15 protein-coding genes are annotated in these 15,506 nt (G+C 69.9%); 9 read left to right on the forward strand and 6 right to left on the reverse strand.

The genetic code is table 11. The features are described from left to right. Positions 1-159: 159 nt before the first annotated feature. Both BLP62_RS10070 and truD read left to right on the forward strand, forming a co-directional pair. Positions 160-1,872, forward strand: coding sequence for a M3 family oligoendopeptidase (locus BLP62_RS10070; RefSeq protein WP_093008231.1), 1,713 nt, complete (start codon positions 160-162; stop codon positions 1,870-1,872). A gap of 14 nt (positions 1,873-1,886) precedes the next feature. Continuing rightward, complete coding sequence (gene truD / locus BLP62_RS10075) at positions 1,887-2,939, forward strand: tRNA pseudouridine(13) synthase TruD (RefSeq protein WP_093008232.1); 1,053 nt, start codon at positions 1,887-1,889, stop codon at positions 2,937-2,939. A gap of 27 nt (positions 2,940-2,966) precedes the next feature. On the opposite strand, the gene BLP62_RS10080 is transcribed toward truD, so the two are convergent. The 3 genes from BLP62_RS10080 to BLP62_RS10090 are packed head-to-tail and all read right to left on the reverse strand — an operon-like array spanning position 2,967 to position 4,428. Beyond that, positions 2,967-3,407, reverse strand: a complete 441-nt coding sequence (locus tag BLP62_RS10080; RefSeq protein ID WP_093008233.1) for a hypothetical protein — start codon at positions 3,405-3,407, stop codon at positions 2,967-2,969. Then, positions 3,404-3,799 (reverse strand): alpha/beta fold hydrolase, encoded by a 396-nt coding sequence (locus BLP62_RS10085; RefSeq protein WP_093008234.1) that lies wholly within the window; start codon positions 3,797-3,799, stop codon positions 3,404-3,406. The genes BLP62_RS10080 and BLP62_RS10085 overlap by 4 nt, the downstream gene beginning before the upstream one ends. After that, entirely contained in the window at positions 3,796-4,428 is a 633-nt protein-coding gene (locus BLP62_RS10090) for an alpha/beta fold hydrolase (RefSeq protein ID WP_176758193.1), read from the reverse strand. The genes BLP62_RS10085 and BLP62_RS10090 overlap by 4 nt, the downstream gene beginning before the upstream one ends. A gap of 21 nt (positions 4,429-4,449) precedes the next feature. On the opposite strand from BLP62_RS10090, the gene BLP62_RS10095 reads away from it, so the two are divergent. Beyond that, the gene (locus BLP62_RS10095) at positions 4,450-4,863 is read left to right on the forward strand and encodes a PaaI family thioesterase (RefSeq protein ID WP_093008235.1); all 414 of its coding nucleotides are present in this window, start codon (positions 4,450-4,452) and stop codon (positions 4,861-4,863) included. Here BLP62_RS10095 and BLP62_RS10100 read toward each other — a convergent pair. Beyond that, positions 4,837-5,799: a dipeptidase gene (locus BLP62_RS10100; protein ID WP_093008236.1), complete on the reverse strand. Its 963-nt coding sequence runs from the start codon at positions 5,797-5,799 to the stop codon at positions 4,837-4,839. The two genes, BLP62_RS10095 and BLP62_RS10100, sit on opposite strands and share 27 nt — an antisense overlap. Before the next feature lie 14 nt (positions 5,800-5,813). On the opposite strand from BLP62_RS10100, the gene uvrC reads away from it, so the two are divergent. Then, positions 5,814-7,601, forward strand: a complete 1,788-nt coding sequence (gene uvrC / locus BLP62_RS10105; RefSeq protein WP_176758194.1) for an excinuclease ABC subunit UvrC — start codon at positions 5,814-5,816, stop codon at positions 7,599-7,601. Here the strand turns inward: uvrC and BLP62_RS10110 are convergent. Continuing rightward, complete coding sequence (locus tag BLP62_RS10110; RefSeq protein ID WP_093008237.1) at positions 7,573-8,613, reverse strand: RCC1 domain-containing protein; 1,041 nt, start codon at positions 8,611-8,613, stop codon at positions 7,573-7,575. The two genes, uvrC and BLP62_RS10110, sit on opposite strands and share 29 nt — an antisense overlap. Before the next feature lie 56 nt (positions 8,614-8,669). Between BLP62_RS10110 and BLP62_RS10115 the strand changes: the two genes are divergently transcribed. From BLP62_RS10115 to BLP62_RS10135, 5 genes are read left to right on the forward strand one after another with little or no spacing between them, the layout of a single operon-like run. Next, positions 8,670-10,448 carry an arginine--tRNA ligase gene (locus BLP62_RS10115; RefSeq protein ID WP_093008238.1) on the forward strand — a complete coding sequence of 593 codons (1,779 nt, stop codon included), beginning with the start codon at positions 8,670-8,672 and terminating at the stop codon, positions 10,446-10,448. A 4-nt stretch (positions 10,449-10,452) separates the two neighbouring features. Then, the gene (locus BLP62_RS10120) at positions 10,453-11,499 is read left to right on the forward strand and encodes a S1C family serine protease (protein WP_093008239.1); all 1,047 of its coding nucleotides are present in this window, start codon (positions 10,453-10,455) and stop codon (positions 11,497-11,499) included. A gap of 2 nt (positions 11,500-11,501) precedes the next feature. Continuing rightward, positions 11,502-12,107, forward strand: coding sequence for a deoxynucleoside kinase (locus BLP62_RS10125; protein WP_093008240.1), 606 nt, complete (start codon positions 11,502-11,504; stop codon positions 12,105-12,107). Continuing rightward, positions 12,107-12,715, forward strand: coding sequence for a deoxynucleoside kinase (locus BLP62_RS10130; RefSeq protein ID WP_093008241.1), 609 nt, complete (start codon positions 12,107-12,109; stop codon positions 12,713-12,715). Before BLP62_RS10125 ends, BLP62_RS10130 begins: the two co-directional genes overlap by 1 nt. Next, positions 12,712-14,175 carry a Mur ligase family protein gene (locus tag BLP62_RS10135; RefSeq protein ID WP_093008242.1) on the forward strand — a complete coding sequence of 488 codons (1,464 nt, stop codon included), beginning with the start codon at positions 12,712-12,714 and terminating at the stop codon, positions 14,173-14,175. The genes BLP62_RS10130 and BLP62_RS10135 overlap by 4 nt, the downstream gene beginning before the upstream one ends. On the opposite strand, the gene trmFO is transcribed toward BLP62_RS10135, so the two are convergent. Beyond that, on the reverse strand, positions 14,123-15,466 hold the full coding sequence (gene trmFO, locus BLP62_RS10140; protein ID WP_093008243.1) for a methylenetetrahydrofolate--tRNA-(uracil(54)-C(5))-methyltransferase (FADH(2)-oxidizing) TrmFO: 1,344 nt from the start codon (positions 15,464-15,466) through the stop codon (positions 14,123-14,125). The two genes, BLP62_RS10135 and trmFO, sit on opposite strands and share 53 nt — an antisense overlap. Positions 15,467-15,506: the final 40 nt, after the last annotated feature.

The following is a 15,506-nucleotide window of genomic DNA, read 5'->3' on the forward strand; positions in this document are numbered from 1 at the left end:
GTTGCAAGAGCTTGAGCCCCGTAAGGGGATCGCGACGCACGTAAGCGCCCCCTGCCCCTCGCTTCCCCGGAGGGTCCGACGGGGCCTACGCCCTCTACGGCCGCTTCCACCCTTATATGGACCTCCAGGTGGAGTGAGCTTCCTTTATAGTGGTTCCCCGTGGAGTGGAACCTTGACGACCTTTACGCGGGTCCTGCCGACCCGCGGATTGAGGAGGACCTGAAGGCCGCCCTCGCCCTGGCCCAAGGCCTTGACCCCCAGGGCCTCTTGGACCCGAAAGAGGCCCAGGACCTCCTGGAGCGGTACGAGAAGGCCCTGGAGCTCGCCTATAGGCCCCTGAACTACGCCAGCCTCTACTTCGCCACCCGCACCCAGGACCCCGAGGCCAAGGCCCTCCTGGACAGGGTGCGAAACCGGTACACCGAGGTCAAAAACCGCCTCGTGCCCCTGGAGGTGGCTCTGAGGAAGCTTCCCGAGGAGGCCTTCCAAAGGCTTTTGGACCACCCGGGGCTAGCCGACCTCCGCCACTTCCTAAAAAGGCAGAGGGCCTACGCCCCCCACACCCTCTCCGAGCGGGAAGAGGAGCTTCTAAACCTCAAGGGCCTGGTGGGAAGGAGCGCCTGGAGCCAGTTCTACACGGAGTACACGGGCCGCTTCCGCTTCCTGGTGCAGGGCAAGGAACTCACAGAGATGGAGGTCCGGGCCCTCCGCCGCGACCCAAGCCCCGAGGTGCGCCGGGAGGCCCACCGGGCGCTTTACGGGAAGCTCCTCGCCGAGGCCCCCACGCTGGGCGCCGTCTTCAACGCAGTTTACCTGGACTACCTCCAGGACCTCCGCCTCAGGGGCTACCGCCACCCCCTGGAGCCCGTGGCCCTCCGGGACGAGGTGGAGGTGAGGGACATTGAGGCCCTCCTCGAGGCCACGGAGGCCCACTACCCCCTGGTGGAGCGCTACTACCGCTGGAAGGCCAGGAGGCTCGGCCGGGAGAAGACCCCAAGCGAGGACCTCCTCGCTCCCCTGGGGGAGAAGCCCAAGGTGCCCTTCGCGGAGGCGAAGGCCCTGGTGCTGGAGGCCTTCCGCCGCTTCTCCCCGGAGCTTGAGGCCATCGCCCGGGAGTTCTTTGAGAAGCGCTGGATAGACGCCTACCCGAGGCCCGGCAAACGGGGCGGGGCCTTCTGCTCCGGGGGGCTTCCCTCCACCCACCCCTATATCCTCTTGAACCACACGGACGACCTGGACAGCGCCCACACCCTCGCCCACGAGCTCGGGCACGGGGTGCACTTCTACCTCGCCCGCAAGCAGCGCCTCCTCAACTTCGGGGCCTCCACCCCCCTCGCCGAGACCGCGAGCGTCTTCGCCGAGATCCTCCTGGACGACCTCCTCCTGGAGAGGCTTTCCGGGGAGGAAAAGGCCCTCCTCCTGGCGGAGAGGGTGGAGGACGCCATAGGCACCCTCTTCCGCCAGGTGATGTACACCTTCTTTGAGCGAAGGAGCCTCGAGGCCCGCAAGGAGGCCGCCCTCTCCCCCGAGGCCTTCCACGCCCTCTGGGACGAGGAGCAGAGGAGGCTTTACGGGGAGGCCGTGGCCTGGACGGAGCTTGACCGCGCCGCCTGGGCGGGCATCCCCCACTTCGTCCACTACCGCTTCTACACCTATAGCTACGCCCTGGGCTACCTGGTGGTCCTCGCCCTCTACGGCAGGTACCGGGAGGAGGGGGAGGCCTTCGTGCCCAAGTACCTCCGGGTCCTCGAGGCCGGGGAGAGCCGAAGCCCCAAAGAGATCCTCGCCGAGGCCGGGGTGGAGCTTGGCTCCGAGGCCTTCTTCCGCTACGGCTTCGGCGTCCTGGAGTCTTGGCTTGAGGCCCTCCCTTAGGCGAGAATAGGGGGATGGACCTCGTTTACCGCCCTGAGCGCTACCCCTTTCTCACGGAAGACCTCCCCGGGGTAGGGGGGGAGATCCGGGTGGAGCCCCAGGACTTCCAGGTGGAGGAGGTCCCCGCCTACCTCCCCAAGGGGGAAGGGGAGCACCTCTACCTCCTCCTGGAGAAGGAGGGCCGCACCACCCGGGAGGTCCTGGAGTTCCTGCGGGACGAGGTGGGGGTGCCCGAGAAGGAGATCGGGGTGGCGGGCCTCAAGGACAAGCGCGCCCAAACCCGCCAGTGGTTCTCCATCCCGAGGAAGTACGAGGACGCCCTCTGCCTTCTGGAGAACCTCCAGGGCGTGAGGCTCCTTGCCGCCGACCTCCACACCAACAAGCTCAGGACGGGGCACCTCAAGGGCAACCGCTTCCGCGTCCTCATCCGCCGCCCCAAAGGGGGGGTGGCGGAGGCGGAGGCGGTCCTTAGGCGCCTCGCGGAGAAGGGCGTCCCCAACTACTACGGCCCCCAGCGCTTTGGCCTTGGGGGGCTCAACCCGGTTAGGGGCTACAAGCTGGTGAAGGAAGGAAGGGGCCGGGGAAGCCCCTGGCTCAAGCGCTTCCTCATCGGAAGCCTCCAGAGCCTCCTCTTCAACGACTGGGTGGCCCTGAGGATGGCCCTGGGCCTCTACGACCGGGTGGTCCCCGGGGACTGGGCCAAGAAGCACGCCACGGGAGGGGAGTTCCTGGTGGAAGACCCAAGCGAGGCCGAGCGCGCCCTAAGGCTTGAGATCAGCGCCACCGGGCCCCTCTTCGGCAAGAAGTACCCCGAGGCCCAAGGGGAGGCGAGGGCCATAGAGGACGAGGTCCTCGCCCGCTACGGCCTCAAGCGGGAGGAGTTCAGGGCGAGGCGGGGCGCCCGAAGGCCCATCCGGGTCCCCCTCGCGGAGTGGAAGGTGGAGGAGGGCCCGGAGGGGCTTTGGCTTTCCTTCTTCCTGCCCAAGGGGAGCTACGCCACGAGCCTCCTCAGGGAGGTGATGAAGAAGGAAGTGGACGCCCCGGAAGGGGAAGAGGGGGAAAGCTGAGCCAAAACCCTAGGGACCTAAGGGCGTCTAGAAGCGGTAGCCCACCTTGAGCTGGGCGGCGAACTTCCCGCCCGCAAGGCCCAGGTCGGCGCCCACGAAGGCGGGCACGTTCAGGGCCTGGGCCAGGTCGTACTCGGCATCGGCGCGGAAGTAAAGGCCCGTTTTTCCGAAGTCAAAGCCGGGAACCGCTACCCCAAGGCCTGCCCCCGCCCTAAGCCCCTCGGCCATCGGGTAGAGATAGCGGAAGAGGAAGGCCCCGTTAAAGTCCCCCGCAACGGTGTAGGCCAGGTCCAAGGCGGGGCGCACCTCCCCCACAGGGGGCTGGAAGAGGAGGCAGTGCCAGGAAAGCTCAAGGCCAAACCCCTGGGTGCCGCCCACGAAGGCGAAGGAAGGCTTCAGGTTCTCCACCGAGAACTGGGCCGAGGCCAGGCCCAAAAGCAGAACCGCGGTCGCCAAAAGCTTCCTCATAGGTTACCTCCTGGGTCTATGCTACCATAGCTAAGTTTACTTGACAAGACCTCTGTAATCTTCACCCCCTCCGCCGGGAGGGCGCGGAGGCCCAGGGCCTCGAGGTGGGGCCCGAGGGCCAGCCCCAAGCCCCGGAGGAGGACCCAGGGGGAGCCCAGGTTCATCATGACCGCGAAGCCCGCGACGAAGTGGGCGAGCTCCTCGGGGGCCATCCTCGGCCCCTCGGTCCTGCCGTACCCGGGCAGGTCCAGGAGGTAGAAGGTGTACCCCTCGGGAAGCGCCTCGGGCCAGCGGGAGGCCTCCTCGGCCAGGAGGACCACCGCCGGGCCCCTTCCCACCCGGTCAAAGACCAGGTTCAGGCCGTAGAGGTGGAGGTAGCCCGTGCGCCTCATAAGGCGAGCCCCCCGGGCAGGGGCCTGAACCCCTCCCCCAGGAGGAAGTCCGCCACCAGGTCCCGGACCTCCCCCTGAGCCTCCCAGGGCACGAGGTGCCCGGCCTCGTCCACCACGAAGCGGAGGGCCTCCCCCTTGGCGAAGTCCGCCACCTTGGCCCCGTGAAGGGGGGGCGTGAAGGCGTCCAGGGCCCCCTGGACCACGAGGACCCGGGCCTCGGTGCCCCGAAGCCAGCGCCTTTCGTCGGTGAGGGCCTCGAGGCGCCCAAGCCACCGCCAAAGCCCCGCCTCGCTCAGGCCCTCCTTCCAGGCCTCGTAGACCTCCTCGCTCCCCGCACTTAAGGCCCCGAAGAAGAGGGCCCGGCCCACCCGGGCAAACCCCTCCACCCCGCCCCGCTCCAGGCCGAAGCGCAAGGCGCCAAGCCGCGCCCCAAGGAGCGCGTCCCGGAAGAGGACCGGGGAGAGGAGGACGAGGCTTTTCGCCCCCTCCCGGAAGGCCGCCTTCAACGCGTCCAAGGCCCCCTCGGCGAAGGCCACGAGGTGAAGCCCCTCCTCCGAGGGGAGGTCCAAGAGGAAGTCCAGCCCCGCCGGGGGGGCGAGGAGGCCGGGAAAGAGCCGGATCTCGCCCACGGCCCCTTTATACTCCAGGGCATGGAGGTCAAGGCCTTCCTGGAGCGGGAAACCCTGGACCAGACCCTGGGGGTGCGCTACCTCAAGGCGGAGAAGGACGAGGTGGTGGCGGAGCTTGTGGTGACGCCCAAGGTCCACCAGCCCTTCGGCTTCCTCCACGGGGGGGCCACGGTGGCCCTGGCGGAGAGCGTGGCGAGCGTGGGAGGGTTTCTGAACTGCCCCCCGGGGCACGCCGCCTTCGGGCTGGAGATCAACTGCAACCACCTCCGCAAGAAGCGGGAGGGGACGATCCGGGCCGTGGGGAGGCCCCTCCACGTGGGCCGCACCACCCAGGTCTGGGAGGTGAAGGTCTACGACGAGGAAGGGCGCCTCGTGGCCGCAAGCCGCTGCACCCTGGCCGTGGTCCCCCTAGAACCAGCCAAGGAGCCAGCGTAGCCAGTTCCCGCCCAAAAACCCCTCGTCCCCTAAGGCGCATAGGTCCCGGTGCCGGTCCAGGCCCTGGGGGGTGGCCTCGAGGCCGAACCCCCCGTCCCAGTCCGTGCCCAGGCCCACCCGCCCCCCGCCCATGAGGGCCTCGGCGTGGGCCTTGTGCCGGAGGAAGGCCTCCAGGGGAAGCCGCGGCATCCCCCGCTTCCAGGCGGGGTCCAAGAAGGCGTTGAAGGGCACGAGGCCCAAAACCCCCTCCCGCCCGGCCAGGGCCCGCAAGAGCCCGTCGGAGAGGTGCCTCTCGGAGGGCACCAAGGCGCGGCAGTTGGCGTGGGTGGCGCACACGGGGCCCCGGTAGGCCTCCAGGGCCTCCCAGGCGGCCTCCTCCGCCAGGTGGGAGAGGTCCAGGGCCACGCCCAGGGCCGCCATCTCCTGGAGGAGGGCTTGGCCCTTGGCCGTGAGGGGGCCGGGCTCGGCGTTCCCGCCGGCGTAGGCGTTTCCCGTGGCCCAGGTGAGGGAAAGAAGCCTGAGGCCCCGCTTGCGCAAGGGGCGGAGGTCCTCCGGGGCTTCCAGGGCATGGGCCCCCTCCAGGAGGAGGACGAGGCCCAAGACGCCGTCTTGGGGGAAGCGCTCCAGGTGGGCCAAGAGGTCCGCCCGCTCCCTTAGGACCCTCACGAGGCCCCCCCTCTCCCAGGCCTCGTAGAGGGCGAGCTGGGCGTACACCTCCTCCTCCCAGTCCTCCCGTGCCCCTTCCCGGGGGTCGGCGAAGAGGGTGGCGAAGGCGAGGGCCACCCCCGCCTCCTTAAGGCTCGGGAGGGTGACCAGGGGGGTGTCGGGGTGGGGGTCCTGGGCGCGGAGGGCTTCCAGGGAAAGGGTCAGGTCCCGCCCCAGGGCGCGGGCGTTCCAGGCCAGGTCCAGGTGGGCGTCCACCAGGAAGGGGGGCACGGGGAAAGTCTACAATGGGGGGCGTGCGGGCCCAAGACCTCCCTCCCCTCCCCGAGGCCCCCGGGGTCTACCTCTGGAAGCGGGGGGAGGAGGTGCTCTACGTGGGCAAGGCCAAGAGCCTCCGCGCCCGGGTACGGAGCTACTTCCACGCCGAGGGCAAGGCCCGGCGCATCGCCGAGGAGGCCACGGGTCTGGACTTCATCGCCACCCGGGACGAGGTGGAGGCCCTCCTCCTCGAGGCCAACCTCATCAAGGCCCACCGCCCCCCCTACAACGTCCTCCTCAAGGACGACAAGCACTACCCCTTCCTCAAGCTCACCAACGAGCCCTTCCCCACCCTCCTCGTGGTGCGCCGGGTGGAGGAGGACGGGGCCAAGTACTACGGCCCCTTCCCCGAGGCGGGGGCGCTCCGCCGCATCAAGACCCTCGTGGACCGCCTCTTCCCCTTGCGCAAAAACTCGGGCTACCCCATGAAGCGGAGGCGCTACCCCTGCCTGAACCACAGCATGGGCCGCTGCCTCGCCCCTTGCGTGGGAAAGGCGGACCCAGAGGCCTACCGGGAGGTGGTGCGCCAGGTGGAGGCGGTCCTGGAGGGCCGGGTGGACGGGCTCCTTCAGGAGCTCGAGACCAAGATGCGGGAGGCGGCGAGAAGGCTTGAGTTTGAGCGGGCGGCGGAGATCCGCGACCAGATGGAGGCCCTAAGGGCCTTCTTCTCCACGGGCCAGCAGGCCTTTGACCCGGAGATGGGGGACCTGGACTTTTTGGGCCTCGCCCGCTCCGGGGCCCTCGCCGTGGTGCAGCTCTACCAGGTGCGCTCCGGGCGGATCCTCGGCCGCATCGGCCGCGTGGTGGAGAAGGAGGAGGCCACGGACGAGGAAATCCTCTGGGCCTTCCTCCGGGACCACTACCTGGAGGCCTCCCCCCTACCCCCCCTCGTCCTCCTCCCCTTTCCCCTGGAGGACCTGGAGGGCCTCGCCGAGCTCCTTAAGCGCCGCGCGGGGCGGAAGGTGGAGCTAAGGGTGCCGAAGAAGGGGGAGAAGGCGCGGCTCTTGGAGCTTGCCGAAAGGAACGCCCGCCTCGCCCTGGAGACCGAGCTTAAGCTTCGGGAAAGGCGGGGGGAGCACCCCGCCCTCAAGGCCCTCCAGGACCTCCTGGGGCTTCCCGCCCGCCCCTGGCGTCTCGAGGGCTACGACGTGAGCCACCTCCAGGGCCAGGCCCGGGTCTTCTCCATCGCCGTCTTTGAAGGGGGAAGGCCCAAGCGGCAGGAGTACCGCAGGATGCGCCTCAAGGCGGGGAACGACGACTACGCCGCCATGGAGGAAGGGGTCTTCCGCCGCTACACGGGAAGCCTCAAAGACCTTCCCCTCCCCGACCTCCTCCTCATTGACGGGGGAATAGGCCAGGTGCGGGCGGCGGAAAGGGCCCTGGAGCGGGCGGGCCTCAGGCTTCCCCTGGTGGGCCTCGCCAAGGGGGAGGAGGTCCTGGTCACGCCGGAGGGGCGGGAGCTCCGCCTCCCCCTCACCCACCCGGCCCTAAGGCTTCTCATCCACCTCCGGGACGAGGCCCACCAAAACGGTCTCCGCTACCACCAGAAGCGGCGGAGCGAGGAGCTTTTCCGGGTCCTCCAGGGCATCCCCGGGATCGGGGAGAGGAGGAGGCGGCTCCTTCTGGAACGCTACGGGGGGCTAAGGGCCCTTAGGGAAGCCCCCTTAGAGGAGCTCGCCCGGCTTCCCGGGATGAACCTCAAGGCCGCCCAGGCCCTGAAGGAAGCCCTTAAGGAAACCGCACCCGAGCCGGCCTGAGCCTCCCCTCCCGGGTGCCGTCCCCCAGCTGGCCAAAGCGGTTGTCCCCCCAGGCGAAAAGGCTTCCGTCCGAGAGGAGGGCGAGGCTATGGGCGTCCCCCGCCCCCACCGCCACCACCCCCTCCAGGCCCTCCACCCTCTGGGCCTCGAGGCGGCCCTCCCGGGTGCCGTCCCCGAGCTGGCCCTCCTCGTTCTCCCCCAGGGCGTAAACCCGGCCGTCCTCCCCGAGGACGAGGAGGTGGACCCGGCCCGCAGCCAGGGCGCGGGCCCGGGGCAGGCCCTCCACCTTGCGGAAGGTGGCGCTGTCTAGGCCTGTGACCCAAACGCTCCCGTCCTGGAGCAAGGCCGCGCTGAAGCTCCCCCCGCCCACGGCAAGCCGCACCCTCTCCAGGACCTTAACCGGCCTCGGGCTGGACTCCACCGTGCCCGTGCCCAGCTGGCCGGAGAGGTTGCTGCCCCAGGCGTAGAGGTCCCCTCCCTCCGTCCAGGCCAGGCTGTGGAAGTACCCCGCGGCCACCCCCACCACCGGGGGCAGGCCCTCCACGGGGAGAAAGCGGCTTCGCGGCCTTCCTCCGGCCTCCCCAAGCTGCCCCTCCTCGTTGGACCCGGCGGCGTACACCCGACCCTCGGGGCCAAGGAGGAGGCTGTGGGCGTAGCCTGCGGCCAGGGCCCGGGCAGGAAGGGGCAGGGGCACGGGCTTCCCCTTGCTGGCCTGAGTGCCGTCCCCGAGCTGCCCTTTCTCGTTGTGCCCGAACCCGAGCGCTTTCCCCTCGGGAAGCAGGACCAGGGTGTGGAGGTTCCCCACGGCCACCCCCAGGACCCCTTCCAGCACCCGGACGGGCCTCGCCCGGTTGAGGAAGGAACCGTCCCCAAGCTGGCCGTCGTACCCCCAACCCCAGGCCCAAAGCGCCCCCCCTACCACCGCGGCGCTGTGCCCCTGGCCTCCCCCAAGAAGCCCCTGGCCTAGGGCGAGGCCCAAACCCAAAGCGAACCCCAGCAGGCGCCTCCCCATACCCCAAGCTTAACCGGGGCGCCCTAAGCGCCGCTTAAAGGTATGATGACCCCTTGATGGTGCGCCGCGCCCTGGAAGAGGCCGTTCACGAGGCCCTTAAGGAGATGGGCCTGGACCTCCGGCTGAAGGTGGCCAAGGCCCCCAAGGACAAGCCCGGGGACTACGGGGTTCCCCTCTTCGCCCTGGCCAAGGAGCTCAAGAAGCCCCCCCAGGCCATCGCCGAGGAGCTTAAGGGGCGGCTACGGCTTCCCCCCTTCGTGGAGGAGGCCATCCCCGTGGGGGGGTACCTGAACTTCCGCCTCTCCACGGAGGCCCTCCTGAAGGAGGCCCTGAAGGAGAGGAAGCCCTTTCCCAAGCGGGAGGGCCTGGTGCTCATTGAGCACACCTCGGTGAACCCCAACAAGGAGCTCCACGTGGGCCACCTGCGGAACATCGCCCTGGGGGACGCCCTGGCCCGCATCCTGGCCTACGCGGGGCGGGAGGTTTTGGTCCTCAACTACATTGACGACACCGGCCGCCAGGCGGCGGAGACCCTCTTCGCCCTGCGGCACTACGGCCTCACCTGGGACGGGAAGGAGAAGTACGACCACTTCGCCGGCCGGGCCTACGTCCGCCTGCACCAGGACCCGGAGTACGAGAGGCTCCAGCCCGCCATTGAGGAAGTCCTCCACGCCCTGGAACGGGGGGAGCTTCGGGAGGAGGTGAACCGGATCCTCCTCGCCCAGATGGCCACCATGCACGCCCTGAACGCCCACTACGACCTCCTGGTCTGGGAGTCGGACATCGTGCGGGCGGGGCTTCTGGGAAAGGCCCTGGAGCTCCTGGAGAAAAGCCCCCACGTCTTCCGGCCCACGGAGGGCAAGTACGCCGGGGCCTTGGTGATGGACGCGAGCCCCTTCATCCCGGGCCTCGAGGACCCCTACTTCGTCCTGGTGCGCTCCGGGGGGGCGGCCACCTACTACGCCAAGGACATCGCCTTCCAGTTCTGGAAGATGGGCCTTCTGGAGGGGCTTCGCTTCCGCCCCTACGAGAACCCCTACTACCCGGGGCTCAGGACGAGCGCCCCCGAGGGGGAGGCCTACACCCCGAAGGCGCGGGAGACCATCAACGTCATTGACGTGCGGCAAAGCCACCCCCAGGCCCTGGTGCGGGCCGCCTTGGCCCTGGTGGGGCACCCGGAGCTCGCCCAGGGGGCCTTCCACCTGGCCTACGAGACCGTGCTCCTGGAGGGGAAGCAGATGTCGGGGAGGAAGGGCCTTGCGGTGAGCGTGGACGAGGTGCTGGAGGAGGCCAGGAAGCGGGCCTTGGCCATCGTGGAGGAGAAGAACCCCGGCCACCCGAACAAGGAGGAGGCGGCCCGGATGGTGGCCCTGGGGGCCATCCGCTTCGCCATGGTGAAGACCGAGCCCAAGAAGCAGATTGACTTCCGCTACGCCGAGGCCCTCTCCTTTGAGGGGGACACGGGCCCCTACCTCCAGTACGCCCACGCCCGGGCCCACAGCATCCTCCGCAAGGCGGAAGCCTGGGGAAGCCCGGACCTGGCCCAGGCCACCCCCTACGAGCGGGAGCTCGCCCTGGCCCTTTTGGACTTTGAGGAGGCGGTCCTCGAGGCCGCGGAGGAGAAGACCCCCCACGTCCTCGCCCAGTACCTCCTGGACCTCGCGGCCGCCTGGAACGCCTACTACAACGCCAAGGAAGGGGATAGGCCCGCCACCCCGGTCCTCACCGCCCCCCCGGGCTTGAGGGAGCTCCGCCTGGAGCTGGTGCGGAGCCTGAAGGAAACCCTGAGGACCGGCCTCGGCCTCCTCGGCCTCCCCGCCCCCGAGGTAATGTAAGGCCATGCCTCTTCCCCTCCTCGCCTTCCTCCTCCTGGCCCTGGCCCTGGCCCAGCGCCTGGTCTCCCCCGAGGAGGTGGCGCGAAGCCAGGTGATCAAGCGGGCCCTCCCCGCCGTGGTGCGGATCCACGGCACCCCCCTAAGCGCCGGGGAAGGGGACGTGGTGGGCACCGGCTTCTTCGTGAGCCCCCTGCGGATCGTGACCAACTACCACGTGGTCCAGGACCTCACCGACCTCACCGTGCGCCTTTACGACGGGCGGACCTTCCCCGCGGAGCGCTTCGCCGTGGACCCGGGAATTGACCTGGCCCTCCTCACGGTGAAGGGGGTGCAGGCCCCGGGGGTCCTCTCCTTCAGCAAGGCCCCCACCTCGAGCCTCCCCCTGGGGATGGGGGTGGTGGTGGTGGGCTTCCCCTACGGCCAGGGGCCCCTGGCCTCCTACGGCATTCTCTCGGGGATCGGCCCCCTGGAGGTCCCCACTCCCGACCCCACCATCGGGGCCGAGGTGGGGGAGTACCTCTTCACCGATGCCCCCCTCACCGTGGGCAACTCGGGTAGCCCCCTCTTAAGCCTCCAGGGGGAGGTGGTGGGGGTGATGGCCGACGTGGTGGGGGGGCCCTCGGGGGTGGGGGGCATCGGGGTGGCCGTCCCCGCGGAGCTCGCCCTCCAGAGCGTCCAGGACCTGGAGCGCTTCGGCATCCCCCAGCGGGGCTGGCTGGGGGCGAGCCTGGTGAGCCTCGAGGAGCTCCCCCCCGTCCTCCTCCGAGCGGTGGGCCTCACCACCGCCCAGGGGGCCATGGTGGACCGGGTGGAGCCGGGAAGCCCCGCGGCGCGGGCCGGGCTCCGGGGGGCGAGCCGGGACGCCCAGGGGAGGCTCCTCGCCCTGGGGGACGTGATCCTGGCGGTGAACGGCACCCCCGTGAAGGACAAGGTGGACGTGGTGCGCCGCATCGCCCGCTACCGCCCCGGGGACCGGGTGCGCCTCACCCTCTGGCGGGAGGGGCGAAGGCTGGAGGTCACCCTCACCCTCATGGCCCGGCCCAGGAGGTAGCCGTGTACGTCGCCATAGAAGGCCCCATCGGCGTGGGCAAGACCACCCTGGCCCGCCTCCTCTCCCAGGCCCTGGGGGCGGAGCCCCTTTTGGAGGTGGTGGAGGAAAACCCCTTCCTGCCCCTCTTCTACCGGGACCCGAAGCGCTACGCCTTCAAGACCCAGGTCTTCTTCCTCCTCTCCCGGTACCGCCAGCTCTCCCGCCTCCGGGAGCGGCCCCTCTTCGGCGGGGTGGTGGCGGACTACCTCTTTGACAAGGACGCCATCTTCGCGAGCCTCACCCTCGAGGGCCCCGAGTGGGACCTTTACCTGGAGCTTTACCGGGAGCTTTCCCCGAGGCTTCCCCCGCCCGACCTCACCCTCTACCTGAGGGCCCCGGTGCCCGTGCTCCTGGAGCGCATCGCCAAGCGGGGAAGGCCCTTTGAGAAGGGGATGGACCCCGGCTACCTGGAGGCCTTATCCGAGGCCTACGAGCGCCACTTCGCCCGCTACCCCCACCCCCTCTTGGTCCTCGAGGCGGACGAGCTGGACTTTAGCCCCGCGGGCCCCCACCGGGAGGAGGTGGTGGCCCGGGTGCGGGCCCATCTCGCCAAGACGCAGGAGGCCTGATGTACGTGGCCATCGCCGGCAACATCGGAAGCGGCAAGAGCACCCTCACGGCCCTCCTCGCCGAGGCCTTCGGCCTCAAGCCCATCTACGAGGCGGTGAGCGAAAACCCCTACCTGGAGGACTTCTACCGGGACATGCGGGCCTACGCCTTCCCCTCCCAGGTCTTCTTCCTGGCCCGGCGGGTGCGCCAGCACCTCCTGGAGGTGAACGGAAAGGCCCCCGTGGTCCAGGACCGCACCCTCTACGAAGACGCCCTGGTCTTCGCCCAACACCTCTACCGGGAAGGCCTCCTCTCCCCCCGGGACTGGCGGACCTACCTGGAGCTCTTCCACAGCGTGGCCCCCGCCCTGCGCAAGCCCGACCTCCTCATCTACCTCCGGGCGAGCCTCCCCACCCTGAGGAGGCGCATCGCCAAGCGGGGCCGCCCCTTTGAGCAGAACCTCCCCGACCGCTACCTTCTGGGCCTGAACGCGCTTTACGAGGAGCTCATGGCGGGCTGGGACCTCTCCCCTCTCCACGTGGTGGAGGCCGACCAAGTGGACTTCGTGGAGCGGGTGGAGGACCGCGAGGCCCTCCTGGCCGCCCTAAGCCCCCTCCTCAGGCCATGACCCTGGACGCCCTCTTCGCCCCCTACGGCCTCGAGGCCCCCCCCATCCCCGTGCGGGGCCTCACCCTGGACTCCCGCGAGGTGGAGGCGGGCTACGTCTTCGTGGCCGTCCCCGGGGTACCCCTCCCCCACCGGAAGCCCCTGGACGGGCACGACTTCATCCCCGAGGCCTTAAGGCGGGGGGCCATCGCCGTGGTGGGGGAAAAGGCCCTCTCCCTCCCCGTGCCCTACCTCCGGGTGGAGGACGGCCGCCAGGCCCTGGCGGAGCTCGCCCGGCGCTTCTATGGGGAGCCCGACCGGGCCCTCGCCCTCTTCGGGGTCACGGGCTCCAAGGGCAAGACCACCACGAGCTTCCTCCTCCACCACCTCCTGGGGGAGGCCGCCCTCCTCTCCACCGCGGGCCTGGCCTTCGGGAAGGAGAGGCGCCCCCCCCTAGGCCACTTCACCACCCCCGAGGCCCCCAGGGTCTACGCCTTTTTGCGGGAGGCGGCGGACCGGGGCCTGAAGGAGGCGGTGCTGGAGGTCTCCAGCCATGCCCTGGCCCTGAAGCGGGTGGAGGGGATCGCTTACCGGGTGGGGGTCTTCGTGAGCTTCTACCCCGACGACCACCTGGACCTCCACGGCACCCCGGAGGCCTACTTCCGGGCCAAGGCCCTTCTGGTGGAGCGCTCGGAGCTCGCCGTCCTGAGCACCCGGCTCCCCCACCTGGAGGCCCTACGGCAAAGGCCCCACCTCCTCTTCGGCCCCGGGGGGGAGGTGTGGGCGGAGGAGCTAAGGGAGGGGGAAGAGGGCCTCGCCTTCACCCTGCACACCCCCTGGGGCCGGGGAGAGGCCTTTTTGCCCCTGCTCGGGGCCTACAACGTGGAAAACGCCCTGGCCGCCCTGGCCGCCGCCCTGGCCTTCGGCCGCCCCCTGGACGAGCTCCTTGCGGCCCTGGCCACCTTCCCCGGGGTCCCGGGGCGGATGGAGGTGGTGCAGAAGGAGCCCTTCCGGGTGGTCATAGACTTCGCCCACACCGGGAAGAGCCTCGAGGCCGCCCTGAAGACCCTGAGGCGCACCACCCGGGGGAGGCTCCTTCTGGTGGTGGGGGCGGCGGGGGAGCGCGACCCGAGGAGGCGGGAGGACATCGGCCAGGTGGCCGCCCGCCTCGCCGACAAGACCTTCTTCACCGAGGAGGACCACCGCACCGAGCCCCTGGAGGCCATCCTCGAGGCCCTGGCCGAGGCGGCAAGGAGGGAGGGCGGGGTCTTTGAACGGGTGCCGGACCGGGAGGAGGCCATCCTCCGGGCCATCCTGGAGGCCAGGCCGGGGGACACGGTGCTCCTCGCGGGCAAGGGGCACGAGGCCACCCTGGAAAGGGGGACCCTCGCCCTCCCCTGGAACGAGCGGGAGGCGGCCCTAAAGGCCCTCAGGCTCCGGGCACAGGCTCAAGGGTCCGGGCCCCGGGAAGGGGGGGTCTGAGGGCGGCAAGCCACCCCGAGAAGGCCTGTAGGCCCCTACGGTACATGGCCTGCCGCTTCTCCTTCTTGCCCATCCTGCCTTCCACCGGGGGCACCAGGCCCCAGTTGGCGTACATGGGCTGGAAGCCCTCCGGGTTCGCCGTGGCCAGGTAGCGCACAAGCCCCCCCAGCAGGCTCTCCTCCGGGGGCACCACGGGGGGAAGCCCCAGGGCCTTCCGCGCGGCGTTGAGCCCGGCGAGGAAGCCCGTGGCGGCGCTCTCCAAATACCCCTCCACCCCGGCCAAGACCCCGGCGGCGTAAAGCCCCTCCGCCTCCTTGAACTCCAGAGTCTCGCCAAGGAGCCTCGGGGCGTTTAGGTAGGTGTTCCGGTGCATCACCCCGTAGCGGACGATCTCGGCGTTCTCCAGGCCCGGGATCATCTGGATGAGGCGCTTTTGCTCGGGCCACTTGAGCCCCGTCTGGAACCCCACCAGGCTCCACATCCGCCCGGCCTTGTCCTCCTGGCGGAGCTGGACCACGGCGAAGGGCTCCTTCCCCGTGCGGGGGTCCTTTAGCCCCACGGGCTTCATGGGGCCAAAGAGCAGGGTCTGGTAGCCCCGCCGGGCGAGCTCCTCCACGGGGACGCAGGCCTCAAAGAACTGGAGGTTCTCCCATTCGTGGGGCGTGTGCTTTTCCGCCTCCACCAGGGCCTGGTGGAAGCGGCGGTACTCCTCCTCGGTCATGGGGCAGTTGAGGTAGTCGGCGCTCTGGCCGTAGCGCCCCGCGCGGAAGCACTTCGTGAGGTCAATGCTCTCGTAGAGGACGATGGGGCTTGCGGCGTCGTAGTAGGCGAGGAAGTGGTCGCCAAAGCGCCGCCTCAGGGCCTCGGCCAGGGCCTCGGAGGTCAAAGGCCCCGTGGCGAGCACGGTGATCCCGGGGGGGATCTCCCGCACCTCCTCCCGCACCACCTCGAGGAGGGGGTGGCCCGTGAGCCGCTTCGTGATGTGGCCGCTAAACTCCTCCCGGTCCACGGCCAAGGCTCCCCCCGCGGGCACCCGGGCAAGGTCCGCCGCCTCCATGACGAGGCTTCCCGCCTGGCGCATCTCCGCCTGGAGAAGCCCCTTGGCGTTCGCCTCCCCTTCCCCGCCCAGGGAGTTGGAGCAGACGATCTCGGCGAAGCGGTCCGTGCCGTGGGCCGGAGTCATCTTCTTAGGGCGCATCTCAAAAAGGCGCACGGGCACGCCCAGGCGCAAGAGGGTCCAGGCGGCCTCGCTCCCCGCGAGGCCCGCTCCCACCACGTTCACCCGTTCCATCCTTTAGATGGTAGCACCGGAAGGGCTTTTGGAAAAGTAT

The sequence above is a fragment of the Thermus arciformis genome (assembly GCF_900102145.1).
GTDB lineage: Bacteria > Deinococcota > Deinococci > Deinococcales > Thermaceae > Thermus > Thermus arciformis.

Excerpts from the sequence above, each read along its gene's own strand:
- truD (WP_093008232.1), top strand. The coding sequence starts at position 1,887 with ATGGACCTCGTTTACCGCCCTGAGCGCTACCCCTTTCTCACGGAAGAC.
- BLP62_RS10080 (WP_093008233.1), bottom strand. The coding sequence starts at position 3,407 with ATGAGGAAGCTTTTGGCGACCGCGGTTCTGCTTTTGGGCCTGGCCTCG.
- BLP62_RS10085 (WP_093008234.1), bottom strand. The coding sequence starts at position 3,799 with ATGAGGCGCACGGGCTACCTCCACCTCTACGGCCTGAACCTGGTCTTT.
- BLP62_RS10095 (WP_093008235.1), top strand. The coding sequence starts at position 4,450 with ATGGAGGTCAAGGCCTTCCTGGAGCGGGAAACCCTGGACCAGACCCTG.
- uvrC (WP_176758194.1), top strand. The coding sequence starts at position 5,814 with ATGGGGGGCGTGCGGGCCCAAGACCTCCCTCCCCTCCCCGAGGCCCCC.
- BLP62_RS10110 (WP_093008237.1), bottom strand. The coding sequence starts at position 8,613 with ATGGGGAGGCGCCTGCTGGGGTTCGCTTTGGGTTTGGGCCTCGCCCTA.
- BLP62_RS10115 (WP_093008238.1), top strand. The coding sequence starts at position 8,670 with ATGGTGCGCCGCGCCCTGGAAGAGGCCGTTCACGAGGCCCTTAAGGAG.
- BLP62_RS10120 (WP_093008239.1), top strand. The coding sequence starts at position 10,453 with ATGCCTCTTCCCCTCCTCGCCTTCCTCCTCCTGGCCCTGGCCCTGGCC.
- BLP62_RS10130 (WP_093008241.1), top strand. The coding sequence starts at position 12,107 with ATGTACGTGGCCATCGCCGGCAACATCGGAAGCGGCAAGAGCACCCTC.
- BLP62_RS10135 (WP_093008242.1), top strand. The coding sequence starts at position 12,712 with ATGACCCTGGACGCCCTCTTCGCCCCCTACGGCCTCGAGGCCCCCCCC.
- trmFO (WP_093008243.1), bottom strand. The coding sequence starts at position 15,466 with ATGGAACGGGTGAACGTGGTGGGAGCGGGCCTCGCGGGGAGCGAGGCC.